A 20,676-nucleotide genomic window follows, 5' to 3' on the forward strand; every position below is an offset into this window, starting at 1 on the left:
TTGTTTCAGGTTTCAAGTTTCCCAACCTGAAACCTGAAACAAATAAAAACCTGAAACAAAATTTTACAAACAAAAAAAGGGATCAACTTTCGTTGATCCCTTTTATATATTTAGAAAAAAATATTAATATCCTCCTCTGTTACCACCACGGTCATTTCCACCACGGTTGTTTCCGTAACCTCCGCGAGAATCACCTCCACGGTTGTTATTGAAGCTTCTTCTTTCACCTTCAGGTTTTGGTTCAGATTTATTAACTACAATTGCACGACCTTGAACAGTAGCTCCGTTCAATTCATCAATTGCTTTTTGAGCTTCCGCATCGTTTGGCATCTCTACGAAACCAAAACCTTTGCTTCTTCCAGTAAATTTATCAGTGATGATTTTAACTGAATCTACTGCTCCGTAAGCCTCGAAAGACTCTCTTAAATCTGCTTCCTCAATACTGAATGGAAGGCTTCCAACAAAAATGTTCATATGTACTTATTTATAATAATGTAGCAAATGTAGTCTTATTTTTCTGTAATCTACTATATATTAGTTTATTTATGTTTTTATTTAGATTTAAAAAAACAGAAAACAATAAAACCAACCAATTGTAAATTAAAAACTTAAAATTTAGTTATATAAATTTGGGGTAATTGGGATTTTATAGAAAACACCTTCTGTAAAACTCATACCTGGTTTTTCAATATTTTTTTCATCAACGTTTACTGCGTAAAACTTAAACGTTCCTGAAATAGTCTGATTTTGAGCATTATATTCTGTTATAACAATTTGTCCACTCCCCTTATTCGTACCTGTTGTAAATTGAGGCGTTTCATCCAAAAAAACATTTGAATAGGAGGCAGTTGTTGTATCGTCAATACCCAAAATATAAGTCCCGGGCACCGGATAAGGTACCCGAAGGTTTACACCATCTGTTTCTAACAAACCTCTAATAACAAAAGATCCGTTTTTTGTATATGCCGAGTAAGCTTTAGCTCTCCAAAAGACATTATCTTTTAACCCCTGAAAAGCAGGTGTATTAAATTTTACATCTTCTGTACAAGATATAAATAAAAAAACGGTCAATAATAAATAATAGTATTTTCTCATAAACTAATGCTTTTTAAGCAAAAGTATCTCATTTAACACAAACAACTGAAAAAATAACAGCTAAAAAACAATAAAAAAACAGCCTGTAATTACTCCTGATATATTTAATAAAGTTTAAAACAGTTAATTCATAAAAAAATTATATCTTTGCGCCCTTAATTAACAGAGGTCGAGTACCTCAAAATTTAATCAATAAGATTATGTCAGTAAAAATTAGATTACAAAGACACGGTAAAAAAGGAAAACCTTTTTACTGGGTTGTAGCTGCAGATGCACGCTCAAAAAGAGATGGTAAATACTTAGAGAAAATCGGTACTTACAATCCAAACACTAACCCAGCAACTGTTGAGTTAAACCTTGACAGCGCAGTTAAATGGTTACACAATGGTGCACAACCAACTGATACTGCAAGAGCTATCCTTTCTTACAAAGGTGCTTTATTAAAACACCACCTTGATGGAGGTATCCGTAAAGGAGCTTTAACTCAAGAGCAGGCAGATGCAAAATTAGCTGCTTGGTTAGAGGCTAAAGCTGGAAAAGTTGATGCTAAAAAAGACGGTTTATCAAAAGCGCAAGCTGATGTTAAAGCTAAAGCTTTGAAAGCAGAACAAGAAGTTAATGCTAAACGTTTAGCTGCTGCAGCTCAGGCTGAAGCTGATGCTATCGCTGCTGCAAATGCAGTTGAAGAAGTTGCTGAAGTAGAATCTACTGAAGAAGCTCCTGCTGCTGAAGAAAATAACGAAACAACTGAGGCATAATTTTAATTAGCGGTAATGCGTAAAGAAGATTGTTTTTATTTAGGTAAAATCGCTAAAAAATTTAGTTTCAAAGGTGAAGTTCTGGCTTATTTAGACACAGACGAACCTGAGTTATACGAAAATCTGGAATCAGTGTTTGTTGAATGCAACAAACACCTGGTTCCTTTTTTTATTGAAACAAGTTCTTTACACAAAAACGATTTTCTCAGAGTTCGTTTTGAAGATGTAAATACAGAAGAAGAAGCAGATGCTTTAATTGGCAATGCCATTTACCTTCCTTTAACCATGTTACCAAAACTTTCCGGTAACAAATTCTATTTTCACGAAGTAATTGGTTTCGAAATTGAAGACCAACGTTTAGGCGTTTTCGGAAAGATAGCTTCTATTAATGATTCTACGGCTCAGCCTCTGTTTGAAGTTTTGAATGGTGACGTAGAAATCTTAATTCCAATGATAGACCATTTTCTGGTAAAAATCGATCGTGAAAACAAAAAAGTAATCATGAACCTTCCTGAAGGATTGGTAGAGATGTATCTTTAATTTAGATTGTTCGATTTTTAGATTTCTTTCTTTTATCTAAAATATAAAATTATTTAATCTTCAATCATTAACACATGTTCACATTTAAGCAATTTACAATAAATCAAGACCGTTGCGCTATGAAAGTTGGCACTGATGGCGTTTTATTAGGCTCTTGGGCTCCAATTCACCATAATCCTTTTAGTGTTCTGGATATTGGCGCAGGAACCGGAATAATTGCCTTAATGATTGCTCAGCGCACACAAGCCGAACAAATTGATGCCCTTGAAATTGATGAAGAGGCATATGAACAAACAGTAGAAAATTTTGAAAATTCGCCCTGGGGAGATCGTTTATTTTGCTTTCATGCCGGTTTGGACGAATTTATTGAAGAGCCGGAAGACGAATATGACCTGATTGTTTCAAATCCGCCTTTTTATTCCGAGGACTATAAAACCGAAAGCGAACAGCGAGACTTAGCCCGTTTTCAGGACGCAATGCCTTTTGAAGAACTAATTGAAGCTGCAGATTTATTACTGTCTGAAAATGGCATATTTGCCGTGATCCTTCCTTTTAAAGAAGAAGAAAAATTTATTGCGCTGGCAAAAGAAGCTGAGCTGTATCCCATAAAAATTACAAGAGTAAAAGGAACTCTTAAATCAGAAATTAAACGCAGTTTATTGGCTTTCAGCAGATATGAAAGTACCGAAATTAAAATCGATGAACTAATTATCGAAGTAGACCGACATGTTTATACTCCGGAATATATTGAATTGACTAAAGATTTTTACTTAAAAATGTAAAACTATATCCATCAAAGTTTATTTTACCATAAAACACTGATTTTAAATCGCTTTAAAATCATGAAACAACTTGATATGTTTCCCCCCTTTGATCTTTACTTTTTTCCATTTTCCAATTAGTTTTTAAATAAGATCGTTTACTTTATCCCCTTTATATTAAAATAAAAAACATCCGGAATTGGATAAGTCACTTTTTTATTTTCGCATTTTACTTTATACTCAATCATATCATAAAACATGCACTCAAATTGATTCTTGAATATGATTAATCCATTATCCCATTTTATTTTATTAGATACACCTTGTGCTATTATATGATCAAAGAACACTCTAAAATCACCATCTCTCTGTCCTTTTACTGCCAAATACGTCATACTTTGAATATTATCGGGATAATCCAGGATGGAACTACCTAAAGCTATTTCGTTAAAAAGAAAATTACACTCATCAAAAGAAAGATACTCTTCATTTGTAAAAACATATTTATAATCTCTGCTCAGCATAAAAAGCGTATTCATTTTCTCTATATTTCTATACAAACAAAATGTCCCTGTTATAAAATCTACCCGACTACTTAAGATATCAAAATTTTCTAATAATTCATTAGTCATAAATCCCCTGATATCTCCGTAAACCATATCAATATCCCCATGTCCCCAAAAATCATAAGAACTAATAATATCCGAAAATAAAAACCCATAAGCAGGTTTAAGATCACATAATTTATAGGGCTTATTTATAACAACTTCAAAACCTAATTTTTCAGACGCCTCAATTTTAAAATCTTCAAGTGTTTTATACAGCACTTTAATATTATCCGGTTTTTCGGGTATTACATTTGTATTATCTGTAACAATAATAAAATCAATTGAAGGGTTGTATTTACAAGATTTTACAAAATAAGGAAAATACCATGGATAATCTCCATACCAACAAGTTATTATTGCAATAGAAGGTGAATTTTTCATTTATAAAATATTTATTTGATATTTTAAACCTGTTCGAAAATACTTTTAAACTGATACAAAATACGTTCGATTAATCGTAAATCTTCGGTCACAATTTCTGCACTTCCTTTCATTTCCTGCTGAAATAAAATTTTCTTTTTATATGAAGTCATTAAACCGTTTGGCAGTTCAACATCCAGGAGCAGATTTCCATCTTTATCAGGAACAAGTGATATGTTCTTTATCTTCCCTTTTAGCACACCAAATTCTCTATCCGGAAAATTAGCCAATCTAATGTTTACAGTTTGTCCAACCTTTATTTTTCCTGAATTTAAAGCCGGTGCTTTTACTTTACCCACGAAACCATTTTTGGTATTGGGAATAATCGAAAAAACATTATCACCAACATTTATAGTCTGATTCTCTGTCCAGACCTGCAAAAATGTAACAACACCGCTTACAGATGATTTTAAAGTATAAGCCAGCTCCCAATCCTTAATCACTTTTTTCAACTGATAGAATGATTGCGCCATATTTCGCCCTAAAGTAACCTCTTCCTTGGTTCCGCTTATTTGAGAATTCTGACTTAATTTTGAATTGTCTATTAAAGAGGATTTCAGTTGAGAAATTGACGACAAAAGACCTCTGTAACTTTTTTGTGCCTGCAGGTAACTCAGTTTTTTAGCCTCCATTTCCTGTGCCGATATAATTCCTTTATTGAATAAAGTTTCAAAACGGGCAATTTCATTCTTTTGAAGCTGTAATTCACTTTCGTTAATTACTTTTTGCTGTTGCAGAATATCTAATCGCTCTTTAATCTGGACTTTTTCAGAAATTTGCGCCTTAGTTTCCACCTCAAAAGGCTGTAGCTTTTGATTTAATTGTTCTGCCTGATAGTCTTTTTGAAAAACTGCAAAGGCACTTTCTATTTCGCCCAATTGTGTGTTTTTGAGCAAAGCAAAAGGAAATGCTTTTTTAGGATCATTGATATTATATTGATCTACTATTTTTTTCAGTAAAAACACATCTTTATAACTGGCTGTATTTTCAATAATAGCCAGTGTACTATTTTTTGAGACAATTGATTTGTCTTTGACCAGAATCGCTTCAATACGTCCAGAAGATTTTGAAACTACTTTCTCAGGAGGAATATTAGTTGTAATGATAATTTGGGTATTTACAACATCCGGATATTTGATAAACCAGGAAACAAAAAAGAGCATAAAAATAATAGCAAATATCAAAACTGTCCCCCAACGTATCATCCAATGCGGTACTTTAGTGAGAATGTCCTGAACTTCTTCACTTCTTAATTCAAATGTAGTATCTTCAGCCATGATTTAATTTCCTAATTGCAATTGATTTTTAACCAGTTCAAAATAATTCCCTTTCAGCGCTACTAAAGCAGCATGATTTCCTATTTCGATAATTCTTCCCTTATCCAAAACGACAATCTGATCTGCATTCATCACTGTGCTTAATCTATGCGCAATAACCACAACTGTTTTATCTTTAAAGAAGATATCCAGTTTTTGCATAATTTCTTTTTCATTATTGGCATCTAAAGCCGATGTTGCTTCATCAAAAAATAAAATCTCAGGATTTTTATATACTGCCCTTGCGATTAATAAACGTTGTTTTTGCCCGGTACTCATTCCAACTCCTTCAGATCCAATTTTTGTATTGTAACCAAGCGGAAGTTCACTAACATATTCTTTAATATTGGCAACATCAGCCGCATAAACCAAACGTTCTTTATCTACCTTATCTACACCAATAGCGATATTATTCGCAATGGTATCACTAAAAATAAATCCTTCCTGCATTACAGCACCAATGTTGGATCGCCAGGCTTTTTGAGATATATTCTTCAATTGAGAATTGCCTATAGTAATTTCACCTTTTTCGGGTTCATAAAACTTAAGCAGCAATTTCATTAAGGTTGTTTTTCCGCTTCCGCTGACTCCTACTATTGCTGTTATTTTATTGGCCGGGATTTTTAGCGTTAAATTATCTAAAACCGGAAGATCAGAACCAAGATAACGATACGTCAGATCTTTTATATCAATGTCCGAATCATAAGGAACATCATTACTTTGATTGTTTTCCTGCTGAATTTCATCTTCTTTTTCGTGAATTTCAGACAATCTTGCCAAAGAGATTTTAGCATCCTGAAGTTCACGAACAAACTGAATAAGCTGTACGATTGGTCCGTTTAAGCTTCCTACAATTGAGTTAATCGCCAACATCATCCCTAATGTAATGGAACCATCAATTACTAACTTAGCAGAAAGAAATGTAATAAAAATATTTTTTAATTCATTGATTACAGAAGACCCTGTCGATTGTGTCTGCTCCAAAATCAATCCTTTTATCGAAACCCTGAATAATCTTGCCTGAACATACTCCCAACTCCAGCGCTTTTGTTTTTCGGCATTGTGAAGCTTTATTTCCTGCATTCCGTTAATAAGCTCCATTACTTTACTTTGTTCCTGAGAAACCTCTGCAAAACGCTTGTAATCGAGCACTTCTCTTCGTTTTAAAAACAAAGTAATCCATCCAAAATAAAGAATACTTCCGGCAAAAAAAACAAAAAATATCTGCAGGTTAAAGTAAGCCAAAACGCCTCCCAAAACAAACATATTGATCACAGAGAACAAAACATTTAGCGATGATGTGGTCAGTATTTTTTCGATCCTGTGATGGTCATTAATACGCTGCATAATATCGCCGGTCATGCGGACATCAAAAAACGAAATAGGCAGGTTCATTAATTTAATGAAGAAATCTGAGATAAGCGAAATATTAATTCGGGTCGAAAGATGAAGCAATATCCAGCTTCTGATGAGTTCCAGTCCTGTTCTTCCTGCAAAAAGAAATAGTTGAGCAAAAAGTATTAAATAAATAAAATGAATGTTCTGGTTTTGTATCCCAACATCTACAATACTTTGGGTTAGGAACGGAAAAATAAGCTGCAATAAACTCCCTGCTAATAAGCCAATGCTAAGTTGTATCAAAAACGACTTGTATCGTATTACATATTGTGACAGCAAACTAAACCCTAATCCTTTATTGTCTTCTTTATCAAATTCAGATTGAAAAAATTTGGGTGTGGCTTCAATCAATAATGCAATTCCTTCCTGAGTAGAGTCATCTGCATTGTTACCAATCCAGAATTTTAGAAAATCCTGCTTGTTGTATTCTATTAAACCAAAAGCGGGATCTGAGATATAATAAGTATCTTTTTTTATTTTATAAAGTACTACATAATGATTTTTGTTCCAATGTAAAATACAAGGTAATGGCGCTTCTTCTAATCGTTCTAAACTTAATTTTACACCAAGAGTTCTAAATCCAATTTTTTCTGCCGCATCACTTAAAAAAAGCAAATTACTTCCTTCACGAGTGGTTTCACTTGCGTCGCGTAACTCCTGGATGTTAATTGTTTTACCGTAATGTTTTGCAATAATCTTTAAACATGTAGGTCCGCAGTCTTTATGATCTGCCTGTTTATAATTGGTGAACTTTTTCAATTTATTATGTTTAATCCTGTGCAATTTAATATTATAAATCTGATATCGCTACAAAAAAAATAGAGAGGAAATAATTTTCCTCTCTATTAAGTATTTAAAAACTTTATTATTAGAAATACAATTTCTGTAGGACATGGCACTGGTTAACCCTAACCAAATAAAATTAACTCAGTGACCAATTTTCCTAAGAATCCCAACACCAATCATCAATGTGGGGAAATTGCTCAATGTTCCACGATCGAGCGCCTACAAATTAAAAAAAACATGACTAAATTCTAAAAAAGGCTGTATTGTATTACTTATAATAAGATTAAAAATTAGCAGCAAAGACGGCTTGTTTCACATATTCCGGACATTGTATTTACCGGACAAGTACCACCTACAGGGATTAAAATACAACCAGCTTCGATTGCATAGACCCAACATTCAGGAATCCCTCCCTCTCTGCAAAAACAACGTTAACCCTTTTCAATAAAGGGTTAACAAGGTTTTTAAGAAAATGCTGTGTCAAATTTGTGTCAAATTATTTATAGTTTAAAAAATGTGAGTTTTTTAAACTATAAAAAAAAATGCAAAATTCTGAAAAATCTACTCTCTCACGTAATAAGAGCATCGCTTTTATAGATTACAAACCCGCTGAACTTAAAAAAAATAAAGAATGGATGATTGTGTATTATGCAAAGCATCCTGCCACAGGAATTCTGGAACGTCAAAGGTTGCGTGTACCTTGTTTGAATAGTGTTACCGACAGGACAGTTCATGCTAAAAGAATTGTTTTAGAAATTAATAATAAGTTAGCTAGCGGATGGTCTCCTTATCTGGAACAAACAGGAAAGAATTATAAAACGTTTAAAGAAGTAGTCATTGGTTTTTTGAATAGTTTAGAAAAACAATTCAAGGACAATGTTCTTCGTCAAGATACACTTAGAACTTATAATTCTAATTTGAATTTATTTCAACAGTTTTTAATCGAGAAAAATATAAAAATTACGTTTGCCGTCGAAATCAATCAAAATCTTTGTACAAAATATTTAGATTGGGTATATATTGATCGAAATAATTCCCCACGAACGAGAAACAACCACTTAATTTTTATAAAATTATTTTGCTCTTTTTTAGTAAGTAGGGGAGTTTTAAAGGAGAATCCGACATTAGGAATTAAACCAATGAAAACATCGTCTAAAACTAGGCAGGTTTTTCCACAAAACATTAAAAATAAAATAAATGAGAAACTGCTTTCTTATGATAATGGTTTTTTTTGTCTATGTATGACAACTTATTTTTGCTTTATAAGAAATACAGAATTGGGAAAGCTTAAAGTTGGTATGGTTAATCTCAAAGAGAGTTCTATTTTTTTACCCAAAGAGATTTCGAAAAATAAAAAAGATGAGTTTGTTACAATACCTTCTCAATTTTTAGAAATATTAAAAAAACACATCGGAAACGGACTATTACAAGATTATCTATTTTCAAGCAATGATTTTAAAGTTGGAGCAACTCAAATGCCAGTTCGTAAAATTGCTACAGCTTGGGAGAAAGTTAGAGAAGAATTGAAATTGGAAAGCAAATATCAATTCTATTCTTTTAAAGATACTGGAATCACAGACTTATTAAATAGCGGTGTACCGGCAATAAAAGTGAGAGATCAGGCTCGTCATTATGATATTAAAATTACAGAGTTGTACACACCTAGAAATAAGGGCTGTGATATAACAATTCAAGGAGCAAATGTTACTTTTTAAATGTTTTAATCATTGACCTAAAAAAACAGCGTTTTTTTAGGAAACTTTGGAAACTTGGAAATGTTTGTGTTTAAGTTGTTGTAATTCAGTTATTTGTTCTGTTTTGTTTTGGAAACCTGATCTTTATTAAGTTTCCAATCTTTGGAAACTTGGAAACTTAATATAAAACAAAAAGTAGACTTTTTTTGAATAGATCCGCAGCTGCAGTTTGTCCAGTTGAGATTTTTTACACCGAACCGAATACACCTGAAGACGATGAACTAGGTTTACTGATCGTCCTAATTAAAGATTTTGAGGATAAACACTATCCAATACTTAAACTTAATGCTTTACACGTAATGAAAGCAAAAGCCTTAAAAATATGAGGAAAATTGATTACATGGATAAAAAAATAACGTGAAAACAAAAAAGTGCTTGCAACTGGCCAATCAAAAATTATGAAAATTTTAAAGTTCGCACAGTTCTATAGAAGTTAAAAAATGAGATGTTTTAGATATTTTATAATTTATTAAACGAATCTACTTTTGTCAAATGATACAAATAATAGGCTTTTTAATGCCTTAAACTGTAGAATTCTTAAAAACTAGCTCTCAGATTTGCAGTATTTTACGTATTTATTATAAATAAAATTCTAAATAATAAAGAAAATGTTTACAAAAATCTAAATTTAGTTGTTTATTTGCATCCGATTTTAAAGTTTGGCGCCAACCTTAAACTTCATTCATTTTATTAATCTGCTGTATTCTGTTTAATTGTAAAATTAAAATTTACAGCTATGTCGAAAATTCTATCTCGACGTGAAAAAAGATAGATTAAATTAATTAAAATTTTGAAAATGAAAAGAATTTATTTTATAGCTATGTTATGCATGGCTTTAGTTTCTTGCAATAACGAAGAACAATTAAGCGCTGAATCAAATTCACTAGCTGAAAAAGAACTAAATGTGATGGGTTTTTCTTCTGAAGAAAAGATGGAAGAAAAAATAAACGAAATTGTTGCAATTAAGTCTGAATACCAAAGAAAAGTATTGGCCGATTTCAATAGACAAGAAGCTTTAAAAGGATATAATGTAAGAAATAAGAGTACTAGCGATTCAGATATTAAAGAACGAAACGAAGCGATTTATAACAGTTTAAAAGTTTATCATAATTTAGTTCTTTCAAGCATTTATGAGTTAAGAAAACAATTAAAATTTACTAGTATTCAAAGTATTGCTGATGAGATAAACTCTTTAAATGCAGTTGACCCTGAGAAAGCTGTTTATTTAACTAAGACTTATAGAGATTTACTTATAAAGGATCTTAAAATTGGTGTAGTTAGTACTATTTTTGATGGTAGAACATCAAATGTGTTAAATGCAGATGGTATTGTCTTAATTAATGGTAAGAAAATGGATTATGATGAGTATTTTTCCGTTCCCGGTGAAAAAAATAACACTAGGAGATATGTTCGTGATGAAGCTGTAGCTGGATCAGTAGCTGCAATAAGTAGAGATTATAAGGCTTTCTACTCTGCTGGAAGAGAAATTCATAGAAACGACTTTGGAGTTAAGTTTTTTAGATATTTTACCGAATTAAAGACGTTTTCTGGATTTTCTCCTATGCCTGAAAGTTTTGTTGAATGTCCGAGTACTTTTACTGTTGACCCAAGTTCTGTTGCTGGTTTTGCATTAAGTAATACTGTTGCTATTGGAGATTATTCTTTTACTTATCCATATATATCAGGTTCAGGTGTTTCTGTTAGATACACAGGAGGAAAAATAAATAATGCTTATGTGCCAGTTGGAGGTAAATTGAAAGCAACTTTCACTACGACTATTGGTGGTATAAATAGAGAAATGAGCTGTGATTTGGAATATAAAGAACAATAATTAAAAAATCTGCTTCGTAAATTATTTTGCGAAGCAGATTTTTTTAACGCATTTTAGTAAACTTATTACAAAGAATTAAAAAATGGTAAAAAGAATATTTTTTTTTATTTTTCTATTTTGCATCGGGTTGTTCGATACTTATGGACAAGCTGATGTAATGAGATCAAAAGACACTATAAAAACTACTGAAATTGATCCGCTTAGACCTGCTAAAGCTGCTTTTTATTCCGCTATTTTACCTGGATTAGGTCAAGCTTATAATAAAAAATATTGGAAAATTCCTTTAGTTTATGGAGCAATTGGTACAAGTGTTTATTTCTACATTGATAATCAAAAGAAGTACAACACTTATAGAGATGAATATAAAAATAGATTAGAAGGAAAGATAAACAAGGATGATTATTTAAGAAATTTAAATGACAATCAGTTAATTGCAGCTCAAAAGCAATTTCAAAGAAATAGGGATTTATCTGCACTCTTTATTGTTGGATTTTATGTTTTAAATATTGTCGATGCTAATATTGACGCGGCGATTTCACAGTTTAATGTGAGTGAGTCGTTGTCATTCAAACCTATTATAGAAAATCAATCAAGTATTTCCAATCAAAAATTTTCTATAGCTTGTATTTATGTTTTTTAAAATACCAATAAGTTACGTGTTTATAGGCTCTGATTTAACAAACAAAATTGTTTTATTTGATTTGGTAAAACTTTCATTTTTTTTACTTTTTTGATGACTTTCTCCTGTTTGAAAAAAGTTATCAGTATATGAAAAACGGCAACTAAAAAATAAAAATCCTGTAAACATTGAGTTTGCAGGCTTTTTTTTGGAGTCGCTGGGAATCGAACCCGGGTCCAAACAAGCAACTAAAGAGTTTTCTACACGTTTATTCCCTGATTGGATTTTCGATGTTAAGCCAGGTTAGGAACAACCACTCAACACTTATCTTCTTAATTTCGATATCCACCCGAAGCTCATGGAAATCTAGGTTTATTTTTACGGTTCCCCTGTACTGACCGCCACAAACCAAGGCTTTCAAGGAAAATCCAGATCGTTAGGTAAGAAAACTATATGCATGGAAGCTGTAAAAACAAAAATACTATTTTCAGGAAAATTAAAAGCAAATATTTACGAGTTCTTATAGTACCCGGAGCCGAAATAAATCTACTTTTTATAAAAATAAATTGTAGATTTTTTTTACTTGCGCTTCTTTCTGCAGATCTTTCCTGGATTGAAATTAATCTACTTTTAAATTATACCAGTCGTAGTCATAAAACTTTTCATACATTTGTTTACAACCAACTAAAGAACTTTTTATGAGTAGAAAATACCATTTATCTTATGATGCAATTGACGTTAAAAAGGATTTTGGAGATAGCTATGATGAAGCCAAAAGATACCTATTATGTGTACTAGGAAATACTGGATATCTTAAAATATCTTCTTATTGCGAATCGACACTAGTACTTGAATACGATCAGATGCAATCAAAATTGTTTCATTATTTAAAAACAAATCTTGCAAAATATTTTCATTACTCAGTCTCTCTTGTGGCTATAAGTGAATCAGGAACCGGGTTCATAAATCACAGTCAAAATGTGCATCTTAATTTACGTTTGAAACTAGAACTTAAAAATATTTCCTGTGATAATTTAAAAAAAGAAATTACAAATTACTAAGTAAATAATCCTTAGAATAGATCACAAAAAAAAATCCCGTTGCAAAACTTGCAACGGGATTTCTTAACTAAAAATAAAAAACTAACTAAAAAAACTTATTTCTGATCTCCACTTTTAAACTGAATGCCTGACAAAAAATAGAAAACCCTCCATCTACAGCCTTAACAGTATTAAAATCGAACGGTACATAAGTACCTGTATCATCACTGCTATTTACCATCAAATATACCTCATTAGTCCTTACATCCTGATAAATTCTAAGTAAATGATATTTCCCTCGAAAATAATTAAAACTCGAAGTAACTTTAACATACATTCCATTTAACTGGAAAGTTTCAGACATTGGAAATAACCTGTTTTCTTCAAAATCTTGTGGCATGTTATTTTTCCCTCCCTGATTGTCGAAATGATTAATATTCCATACCGATATAGAAGAAGTACTCCCGATATTGAATACACTCTGAACAATATAAGGAATTCTGACCGCAGAAGTAAAACCATACACATTCCCTCTATACTGTGGGCTATCATAAACCTTAAAAAACTTGGTTTTCTCTTCGGGAAAATTATTTACAGATACTTCCTGCACCGCAGACAAATCTTTATCAAAGAAAAAATACTGTGAAAGCGCATTTAGTAAACTATCCATAGTACTATTATCAATTGCAGGCTGGCAAAGTTCTCCCCAAACCTCCTGATAATTAAACACCAAAGGATTTAAATTATATGCCGTTTCTGAAAGGATCATAAACATATCAGGACGGTTTAAATCCTTTACAATACTCTGATTAGATGCAAAAGAAGCAATCAAAGTATTATCCATCTTCATCAACAATACATTTCCGTTACTTGTTTTTACAAATTTTATAATCCTTTTCTCGGCTGGCGGTGGAAATGAAATTGAAAAAAACTTCTGGGATAATTGAGCAAAAAACTCATTGGCACTCTCCGCCAGTATTGGAGGATTACAGTATTCAAGATTAAAATCACTGTAATTTAAGTGCTGTGTACTCCATTCTCTGGACTGATCGGATTTTAATTCAAAAAAATCGTCTGATCTTTTTACACTTTGTTTTGCAGCAAAGCAGCATACCTCATAAGCTATTCCTTCATCTTGGTTCATTAATGCAACGATATTGCCGTCTCGCTTTTCAAAGTATTTTGTCTTGTTGACTATCATTACTTATTTTTTAACGGTTCTTTTCGCTGTTTTCTTTTTAACGATTGGCTTTTTAACTGTCGTTTTTACGATTTTCCCGCCTTTAATGTACTTGAATCCTTTTTTTAAAGTTCCGTCGGTTTTTAATCCTGTAGCTTTTAAAACACCACTACATACTTTTTTTAATCCTTTTACTGTTTTTTTCTTAACTGCCATGATTGATTGTTTTTGATTGATTGAATAATTAATTTTTTAAATTGTAGATTTTTGAAGGGAAATTCCCTGGATAAATGAGCTGCCGGCTTTGAAAAAAATCTACTTTATTAGCTTACCGTAAACGATAATTTTTTAATTTGGGTTGTTACTGGTTCTGGCGGTGCTTCGGGTGTCGCCCGCACCAGTTTTTTACTAAAAATATTGAATTTCAATTCGTCGAGCGGTCTATCCTGATAACGATTCTTATCTGCCCAAATGTAATTTTCCTTGTAATTGGACATCTTTTCAGTGAACAAAATTACATCGCCATCAAACTGGCTTTTACTCCCGCCACGCATTTTGCCGTCTGAAGTTTGTTGAAAAATGACAATAAATAATTTACCATCATATTTCTTTCTCAAATCTTTATCTACTTCAAAACCCTTGTGCATTTCCTGCATTTTTGAGAAACTGTCAATTATAATAACATCGTTGTTTTTTATAAGCTTCTCTAAATCCGAAACACTTTTGATTTCAGGGGCTTCAATGTTTTGCAAAGCCTTTGCATTTAAATATTCAGCGGCTTTACTGTAATACAAACTACTCTCTGGGTGTTCTTCTATACTGGCATGACCCGTTTTATAGTTTTGAGCCAGTGCATTCATAAACTGAAAACACATTCTTGTTTTCATTGAACCCTGACCACCAGTAAGAGTAATCACAACACTTTCTTTTTCTTTTTGCTCAATATTTCCTAAAAACTCCGAGATATCCGTATTCTCAATTTTAAATAAATCTACCTTGGAAGGTTTATTTGCCATTTTATAAGCCAGTGAATTTTTATTAACATTGACCATTGCAACGGGTTTTGTTTTCTTTGCAACTATTTCTTTTTTCTTTGCAGCTGGCTTTAAAAAGATCTTCTTTTCTTCTATTGGCTTTGCAATTGTTTTTTTGATCGCAATTGGTCTTTGTTTTTTTTTTCGTTTTGTAACTGTTTTTTTCCATACCCTTTTTGGATTTAAATTGGTATGAAATTCAAATGCAGTTTTATCAGGAGCATTTAAACCATAAGGCTCAACAAGGTTGTTTATCTCAATCAAAAACGTATCGTCCTGAAAGGCTTGTAGCACTTTTATGACCCGTTTTGAAATAACCGTATGTTTCTCTTTTTCGGCTTTTAAAAGCAAATTTTCAAGTGTTTTCCTCGAAACAATCAGTCCGTTAAGGCTGTTAAATTCTTGTGCTAATGTCATTTTAAGAAATTTTATGTTCTGTTCCCAAAATGCTTACAATAGCCTCCATTCGAATATCATTGCTATTAAAATTACTGGTATTGACAAATGAAAGAATGTTTGTTATGGTAGTTTGTAAATCCAATTGGATTGGCACATTGGCAATAATAGTACTGGAATTTGCTTTAATGGTTACAGCGCTGACATTTATATTTGCTGATCCTAGAAGCATATTTTTTTTATCATAAAATAAAATTCGCTTTAAGGTCACTGCCAAAATTTGTGCACTGAAATTCTCCGAAGTGGGATTTACTAGCTTAAAATCCAAATTGAATGTTACAAATGGCTTTCCGTCATTCCATTTGGCATCTAATTTTTTAAAAGCTACCGGATAAATCTTGACAAACTCGAACTGCTCCATTATCTTTTTTACCTTATATTCCAAAAAGTAATAACCCACAACGGCAACTATTCCTGCTCCAACAACTATTTTTTTAAGACTCATTTTTTTGATTTTTTAAATAAAAATTCTCGCTATTCTCCAACATAAAAACAAGACAAACAAAACTCCTAAACAAGCCAGTATTTTAACCCAAAAAGGGATATATTTCACTGGAATATATTTTATTAATTTATCTCCCTTGATATAGACCGTTTTTTTATTTGTGGCTGTACTTTCATTCTTAGTCTGCGCAATTTTCTGCCATGCAATAATTTGATTTATCAAACTGTCGTAATAAATCCCCGATTCATTGTCCCCTGACTTTTTACTACTATTAAGCAATTTAAGTATTCGTTCAAGTTCGGCTTTAGTAACGCTGTCACATTCGGGTTTTGCTGTTTTAATATCAGGAACCTGAATTTTTAAAGTATCATTAATAGCCCTGTTTAAAACAATGACTTTTAGACTGTCCTTTTTTTGATCTAAAACCGTTTCAATTGTATGATTACTTTCAATTGGTTTGGCTTTACAACTATGCAATGCCGTAAAAAGTGCACAACAAAGCAGGATGCAGAAAAGCACTTTTAAAAATAATTTCATCGGGTTTTGTTGATTTGTATTTGTTTGCATGATCTATTTCATTTTTAATTTTAACATTGCTTTTAAACCATCAAAAATGCTGCTTATAAGTTCCTCTACTTCACTATGAATAAGAGTGGAGAGAGAACCGCCCCAAGCGCAGATCACATAAGTAAACATCTTATTGATGTTCAGATATTGATCGCAAACGGCATAAACAGAGAATGCAACAAAAAAGCTTATGATTGCTTCGGCTAAAAACCAGCTGAACCGTGGTTTCTTACCTTTTTGAATAGCCAAGTAGATTTTTGTAAATACTCCCGCAAGTACAACAATCAGGAATAAAAAATAATCCTGGTAATATTTAAGTTCGTTTATGATTGTGTTTTTCATGTTGGGTTTTGTTTATAAGGTGTAAGCCAATTCCAAGCGTAAGCGCTGATGCTAGTAAAATTAGGTAGTGGTTTCGATTTTTTTTTTAATAACTCAATACTGATGTTTTGAGTTTTATAGAATTTAAATTTGGAAATTCGATCTGCCAGCCCGTTGGTTTTTCCATTTACTTTCCTTGTAATGTCCGTGATTAAATTAGCATCCGCCAAAGGATTTAATTTCTTGTAAACAGAGAAGAACCAGGCCGAGCAATCCACTGCAATAGCGGTCTGTAAAAGCAAATCGGGATTATTTACCACGTCATAACCCGAATACTTTTTATAGGCTTCGTAATTGGCTCTGCCTGTTAGCTGTATAAAACCTCTGCCTCGGTATTTCCATCCGTCACCACTTGCCATATTGCCGTTACCGTTACTATTGGCATAACCAATATTAGCAATCATTTGTTGGTTGGCTTTGTGATCGGCTGTTCTTCCATATTTTTTGACTTCGGCTAAAGTCATTCGGGAATTAAAAGGACTGGTTGCCAAAAGCCCCTCGGGGCTGTAATTCAGGTTTTCAACCATACGGGTGAAATTGCCCGATTCATGGGATAACTGGGCTAAGAAATGGGCTATCCTAAGGGGTGTATTCAAACTGTATTTTACAAAGGCATTTAAAAAAATACCGCTGTTATCTAAAATAAAACTCATTATAATATCACTTTTTTAGGGGTTGTTTTTGTTTTTGTCAGCAAATAAATTAGTCCTGTTAGGACTACTGTACCTATGATAATTTTTTCAGTATTTGCCATTTTAATATCCTTTTACGGCGCTGGCATTTACAAAATAGTAAACCCCGTCACGATTGATTAAATATTGTTCTCCGACTTTAGAGCCAACAAAAACACCGATATGCTCCCCATAATCAAAACTGCCACCGATAAAGGGTTTTGCACCGGAATTGAAATACGATCCGCTTGCTGTTTTCTTAGCATTGAAGACACTAACATTGTTTTGGTTTGCCATTACTTTCTGACCTACTCTTGGCATTACAAGTGCTGTAGGCTTTTCTTTTACCGCTGATTTGGAAACTGTTTTTAAGTACGCATTAATACTGATTTTTGAAACTCCTTTACGACTTTGCAAAGCGCTGAGTGTATTGGTTCCAAAATCTCCATCAATTCCAACCCCTAAAAGCCTTTGCAATTCTCTGACTTCAATACCCTTGCTTCCTCTGCCAAGCATTTTGTTTTTGTTTAAAACTGCTCCTGTGCTTGGAATAGAAACCGCTTCGCTTTTTGGCGGGTCAGGTGTAAATTCCGGAACAGCGTTTAAAAGATCATCGTTTTTCTCTTGTTGCTTTTTTTTCCAATACAAATAACCTATACCGCCAACCGCTACAAGTCCAACACCAATTAATACCTTATCTTCATTTTTCACTTTCATGCTTTCTCTTTTTTTTTAATTGTAGATTTTTTTTCAATAGATCCGCAGCTGCAGCTTTTCCTGGCGCGCTAAAAAATCTACTTTTAGGGTTGTTGATCTCTGTATTCTCTTTTATAAATAACTAGGGAATTTCTTCCTGAGCAAAGAATAATCGGCATCGTTAAGCTCTTCTTTGAGCCATGTTTTAAGGGGCAACTTACTCCCGCCAATTGTATTGTAACCTAAAACTCGATTGTAATTCTTAAGTCCAAAAGTTTTACTTATAAGCCCAAACTGAGCCTGAGAAACACCTGTGAGAGTTTCAAAAATCAAAGTTTCATCTGTACCACTATATCGGTTCATAGCCTCATAGAGTAAGGCTACTTTTTGACTGGCAGAGAAAACAGGAACTAAATTCACGTCACCTTCATCGATGTACTTTTTATTGCTGCCTAAAAGAGATTTACCGTTTTTATTGGTTTTAGTCAAGAAATAGGCGCCTAAACCTAAAATTACTACTGATGCAGTTACTATAATTACTTTTTTCTGTGTTGTCATCATTAGAAAAATCCTTTTATTAAAAATCTCAATTTAGTAATATCATCTTCCTTAAACTGATCCTGTAGCCATTCCACTAAGTTCATTTTGACAAGGGTGGCGCTTCTGCGCTCCCCAAATTCATTATAAACCCGGATAAAACCGTTGTGATTGAGTCCTGTTAAATTATTCTCAACTGTTTTGTAATTTGCCCCAAAACCAAGCAGTGCTGTATAAATTGCTTCGGCTCTTGCTTTAGCCTGCGTAACATTGATATTACTGGGTTTGAATCTTACATCTTCCTGAAGCCTCGAGAAACCTTTGAAGACTTTGTAATATAAAACAGTGACCAAACCCCCAACGAGCAAAACTTTAAGTAATGTGATTCCTGCGCTGATTCCCTTTTTTGCATTTTCCTGCGAATTGGCAATTGCCTTTTGCCCTTGTGGACTAGCCAGAACAGTTGCAACTACAGCAGGATTAGACAATCCTCTTTTTCTCATTTGATGTGGTTTTTAGTTAGACAAAAAACCTTTTATCATTGGGAAATTAGCTTTTAACTGACTGATCGCTTTAGGGCTTTTAGATAATTCCGCAAGCTTTACAAGCACATCGTTATCCAATTGCGCTAATTCATTAAGCGCTTTGGTTTTTGCTTTAATCTCGAAAGGATTAACAGCCTGTAGGTCTATTTCAATAGTGTTTTTTATGCTTCCCATAATTGGTGTTTTTTTAGTAATTGTGCCAGTTCGGTTGAAAATTCAACATTTGTATTAAGTCCTTTATTGATGCTCTCCAGTACGCTTACAACGGTATCATCAATGCTTTGCAAAGCCGTTGCAAAGTGCTGTTTGGCTTCACTCGAATAGGTTTCCATTGCCGAGCCAAGTCCTGCAACTGGCGCAGCACCTTTAAAGGCTGCTAATAATGCAGGGGCATTTTGTACTGCTCCCTGAACCGCTCCCCACAAACCGCTTTCTTTGTCTGCATTGTACTTAGACAACAATTGCTCTTCTCTGATGTCCTCATACTTTTTTTTGTATTCTTTATTTTCTGCCTTTAAAGTTTCGTTTTCTGTAAAGAGCCTTGAAGCGTCATTCTTAGCAACCATAAGGTTCATGATGTCCAATGTTCCCAATCCAAAAGAATTAGAAAAAACATCTGTCTGCGCTTGCGGGACTTTGGCGTATTGTACCGGAATTGGTGCAACTTCATTCTCTTTGGAGAAATTTACTTCAAATGATTTTCCGTCCACTTTATAAGAACTTCCGTTTTTACGTTTCAAAGTCAGGCTTAAACGCCGATAGCCTTTTGCAAATAATGCTTCGAAAAATTCTTCCGCATTCTGATACTGTTCTATAATTTCAACATGAGTTTTGTTGCGAAAAAGAAAGGAATTGGTTTGCAAATCCAAAACTGAGACTGCCGAATAGGAATCGGTATTTAATTTTTCGATTAAGTTGTCTAATTCTTGCATTTGATAAACTTTTTGTAAATAATATCGATCTCTTTCTCATTCCAGCTAAACGCTGACAACTCCTCTAAACCGCCTTTGTTTGGCGTATCAAAACGAATCTCTAAATCAATTTTTGATATCGTACCATCGGCAGGAACTAAAACAAAGCTTTCTTTGCTTGCAACTTCAAAATCATTGATAAAGACACTAAGAATACCGTTATTTCTAACTTGCAGAGTAGTTACATTCTCAATGGTGATTTCTTTGTCTTGCGTTAGTTTTAAAAAAACAACTCCTGTATTAATTTTTATAATGTCTTGTACCATT

Annotated in this window: 26 protein-coding genes; 8 read left to right on the forward strand and 18 right to left on the reverse strand. The window is 33.0% G+C overall.

Going from position 1 to position 20,676, the window contains the following annotated elements; all coding sequences use genetic code 11:
- Window positions 1-123: 123 nt before the first annotated feature.
- Together A4F88_RS21565 and A4F88_RS21570 are read right to left on the reverse strand one after the other, a co-directional pair.
- Entirely contained in the window at window positions 124-474 is a 351-nt protein-coding gene (locus tag A4F88_RS21565; protein WP_068844832.1) for an RNA recognition motif domain-containing protein, read from the reverse strand.
- Window positions 475-615: 141 nt separating this feature from the next.
- Entirely contained in the window at window positions 616-1,095 is a 480-nt protein-coding gene (locus tag A4F88_RS21570) for a DUF6252 domain-containing protein (RefSeq protein WP_068844833.1), read from the reverse strand.
- A 200-nt stretch (window positions 1,096-1,295) separates the two neighbouring features.
- Between A4F88_RS21570 and A4F88_RS21575 the strand changes: the two genes are divergently transcribed.
- The 3 genes from A4F88_RS21575 (at window position 1,296) to A4F88_RS21585 (ending at window position 3,175) form a co-directional block, all read left to right on the forward strand.
- On the forward strand, window positions 1,296-1,853 hold the full coding sequence (locus tag A4F88_RS21575; protein ID WP_068844834.1) for a 30S ribosomal protein S16: 558 nt from the start codon (window positions 1,296-1,298) through the stop codon (window positions 1,851-1,853).
- Window positions 1,854-1,868: 15 nt separating this feature from the next.
- Window positions 1,869-2,393, forward strand: a complete 525-nt coding sequence (rimM, locus tag A4F88_RS21580; RefSeq protein ID WP_068844835.1) for a ribosome maturation factor RimM — start codon at window positions 1,869-1,871, stop codon at window positions 2,391-2,393.
- 74 nt (window positions 2,394-2,467) lie between these two features.
- Window positions 2,468-3,175 (forward strand): tRNA1(Val) (adenine(37)-N6)-methyltransferase, encoded by a 708-nt coding sequence (locus A4F88_RS21585; protein WP_068844836.1) that lies wholly within the window; start codon window positions 2,468-2,470, stop codon window positions 3,173-3,175.
- A gap of 137 nt (window positions 3,176-3,312) precedes the next feature.
- Here the strand turns inward: A4F88_RS21585 and A4F88_RS21590 are convergent, their stop codons facing one another.
- The 3 genes from A4F88_RS21590 to A4F88_RS21600 are packed head-to-tail and all read right to left on the reverse strand — an operon-like array spanning window position 3,313 to window position 7,655.
- On the reverse strand, window positions 3,313-4,143 hold the full coding sequence (locus A4F88_RS21590) for a DUF6625 family protein (protein ID WP_068844837.1): 831 nt from the start codon (window positions 4,141-4,143) through the stop codon (window positions 3,313-3,315).
- A gap of 23 nt (window positions 4,144-4,166) precedes the next feature.
- Window positions 4,167-5,459: an HlyD family secretion protein gene (locus A4F88_RS21595; RefSeq protein WP_068844838.1), complete on the reverse strand. Its 1,293-nt coding sequence runs from the start codon at window positions 5,457-5,459 to the stop codon at window positions 4,167-4,169.
- A gap of 3 nt (window positions 5,460-5,462) precedes the next feature.
- Window positions 5,463-7,655, reverse strand: coding sequence for a peptidase domain-containing ABC transporter (locus A4F88_RS21600; RefSeq protein WP_068844893.1), 2,193 nt, complete (start codon window positions 7,653-7,655; stop codon window positions 5,463-5,465).
- 569 nt (window positions 7,656-8,224) lie between these two features.
- Here A4F88_RS21600 and A4F88_RS21605 point away from each other — a divergent pair.
- From A4F88_RS21605 to A4F88_RS21635, 5 genes are all read left to right on the forward strand, one after another.
- Window positions 8,225-9,397: a tyrosine-type recombinase/integrase gene (locus A4F88_RS21605; RefSeq protein WP_068844839.1), complete on the forward strand. Its 1,173-nt coding sequence runs from the start codon at window positions 8,225-8,227 to the stop codon at window positions 9,395-9,397.
- Between the two features lie 185 nt (window positions 9,398-9,582).
- A complete protein-coding gene (locus tag A4F88_RS21610) occupies window positions 9,583-9,762 on the forward strand; it encodes a hypothetical protein (protein WP_068844840.1) in 180 nt (59 codons plus the stop codon).
- Window positions 9,763-10,232: 470 nt separating this feature from the next.
- Window positions 10,233-11,267, forward strand: a complete 1,035-nt coding sequence (locus A4F88_RS21615) for a hypothetical protein (RefSeq protein ID WP_143155075.1) — start codon at window positions 10,233-10,235, stop codon at window positions 11,265-11,267.
- Window positions 11,268-11,349: 82 nt separating this feature from the next.
- Window positions 11,350-11,907 (forward strand): DUF5683 domain-containing protein, encoded by a 558-nt coding sequence (locus A4F88_RS21620; RefSeq protein ID WP_068844842.1) that lies wholly within the window; start codon window positions 11,350-11,352, stop codon window positions 11,905-11,907.
- A gap of 677 nt (window positions 11,908-12,584) precedes the next feature.
- Window positions 12,585-12,947: a hypothetical protein gene (locus A4F88_RS21635; RefSeq protein WP_068844845.1), complete on the forward strand. Its 363-nt coding sequence runs from the start codon at window positions 12,585-12,587 to the stop codon at window positions 12,945-12,947.
- 85 nt (window positions 12,948-13,032) lie between these two features.
- Here the strand turns inward: A4F88_RS21635 and A4F88_RS21640 are convergent, their stop codons facing one another.
- From A4F88_RS21640 to A4F88_RS21700, 13 genes are all read right to left on the reverse strand, one after another.
- The gene (locus tag A4F88_RS21640) at window positions 13,033-14,127 is read right to left on the reverse strand and encodes a hypothetical protein (protein ID WP_143155076.1); all 1,095 of its coding nucleotides are present in this window, start codon (window positions 14,125-14,127) and stop codon (window positions 13,033-13,035) included.
- Between the two features lie 3 nt (window positions 14,128-14,130).
- The gene (locus A4F88_RS21645; protein WP_068844847.1) at window positions 14,131-14,322 is read right to left on the reverse strand and encodes a hypothetical protein; all 192 of its coding nucleotides are present in this window, start codon (window positions 14,320-14,322) and stop codon (window positions 14,131-14,133) included.
- A gap of 107 nt (window positions 14,323-14,429) precedes the next feature.
- Entirely contained in the window at window positions 14,430-15,557 is a 1,128-nt protein-coding gene (locus A4F88_RS21650) for a P-loop NTPase family protein (RefSeq protein WP_068844848.1), read from the reverse strand.
- Between the two features lies 1 nt (window position 15,558).
- Window positions 15,559-16,041, reverse strand: coding sequence for a hypothetical protein (locus A4F88_RS21655; protein WP_068844849.1), 483 nt, complete (start codon window positions 16,039-16,041; stop codon window positions 15,559-15,561).
- Window positions 16,042-16,053: 12 nt separating this feature from the next.
- Window positions 16,054-16,608, reverse strand: coding sequence for a hypothetical protein (locus tag A4F88_RS21660; protein ID WP_068844850.1), 555 nt, complete (start codon window positions 16,606-16,608; stop codon window positions 16,054-16,056).
- Window positions 16,609-16,611: 3 nt separating this feature from the next.
- Complete coding sequence (locus A4F88_RS21665) at window positions 16,612-16,950, reverse strand: hypothetical protein (protein WP_068844851.1); 339 nt, start codon at window positions 16,948-16,950, stop codon at window positions 16,612-16,614.
- Window positions 16,947-17,642, reverse strand: a complete 696-nt coding sequence (locus tag A4F88_RS21670) for a glycoside hydrolase family 19 protein (protein ID WP_068844852.1) — start codon at window positions 17,640-17,642, stop codon at window positions 16,947-16,949. Before A4F88_RS21670 ends, A4F88_RS21665 begins: the two co-directional genes overlap by 4 nt.
- 102 nt (window positions 17,643-17,744) lie before the next feature.
- The gene (locus A4F88_RS21675) at window positions 17,745-18,377 is read right to left on the reverse strand and encodes a peptidoglycan-binding domain-containing protein (RefSeq protein ID WP_068844853.1); all 633 of its coding nucleotides are present in this window, start codon (window positions 18,375-18,377) and stop codon (window positions 17,745-17,747) included.
- A gap of 111 nt (window positions 18,378-18,488) precedes the next feature.
- The gene (locus A4F88_RS21680) at window positions 18,489-18,917 is read right to left on the reverse strand and encodes a hypothetical protein (RefSeq protein WP_143155077.1); all 429 of its coding nucleotides are present in this window, start codon (window positions 18,915-18,917) and stop codon (window positions 18,489-18,491) included.
- Window positions 18,917-19,396: a hypothetical protein gene (locus A4F88_RS21685; RefSeq protein WP_068844855.1), complete on the reverse strand. Its 480-nt coding sequence runs from the start codon at window positions 19,394-19,396 to the stop codon at window positions 18,917-18,919. The genes A4F88_RS21680 and A4F88_RS21685 overlap by 1 nt, the downstream gene beginning before the upstream one ends.
- Window positions 19,397-19,408: 12 nt before the next feature.
- The gene (locus tag A4F88_RS21690) at window positions 19,409-19,612 is read right to left on the reverse strand and encodes a hypothetical protein (protein WP_068844856.1); all 204 of its coding nucleotides are present in this window, start codon (window positions 19,610-19,612) and stop codon (window positions 19,409-19,411) included.
- Entirely contained in the window at window positions 19,600-20,370 is a 771-nt protein-coding gene (locus tag A4F88_RS21695) for a hypothetical protein (RefSeq protein ID WP_068844857.1), read from the reverse strand. The genes A4F88_RS21690 and A4F88_RS21695 overlap by 13 nt, the downstream gene beginning before the upstream one ends.
- The gene (locus tag A4F88_RS21700) at window positions 20,358-20,675 is read right to left on the reverse strand and encodes a hypothetical protein (RefSeq protein ID WP_068844858.1); all 318 of its coding nucleotides are present in this window, start codon (window positions 20,673-20,675) and stop codon (window positions 20,358-20,360) included. The genes A4F88_RS21695 and A4F88_RS21700 overlap by 13 nt, the downstream gene beginning before the upstream one ends.
- Between the last annotated feature and the right edge of the window lies 1 nt (window position 20,676).

The sequence above is a fragment of the Flavobacterium chilense genome, from assembly GCF_001602525.1.
GTDB classification, from domain to species: domain Bacteria; phylum Bacteroidota; class Bacteroidia; order Flavobacteriales; family Flavobacteriaceae; genus Flavobacterium; species Flavobacterium chilense.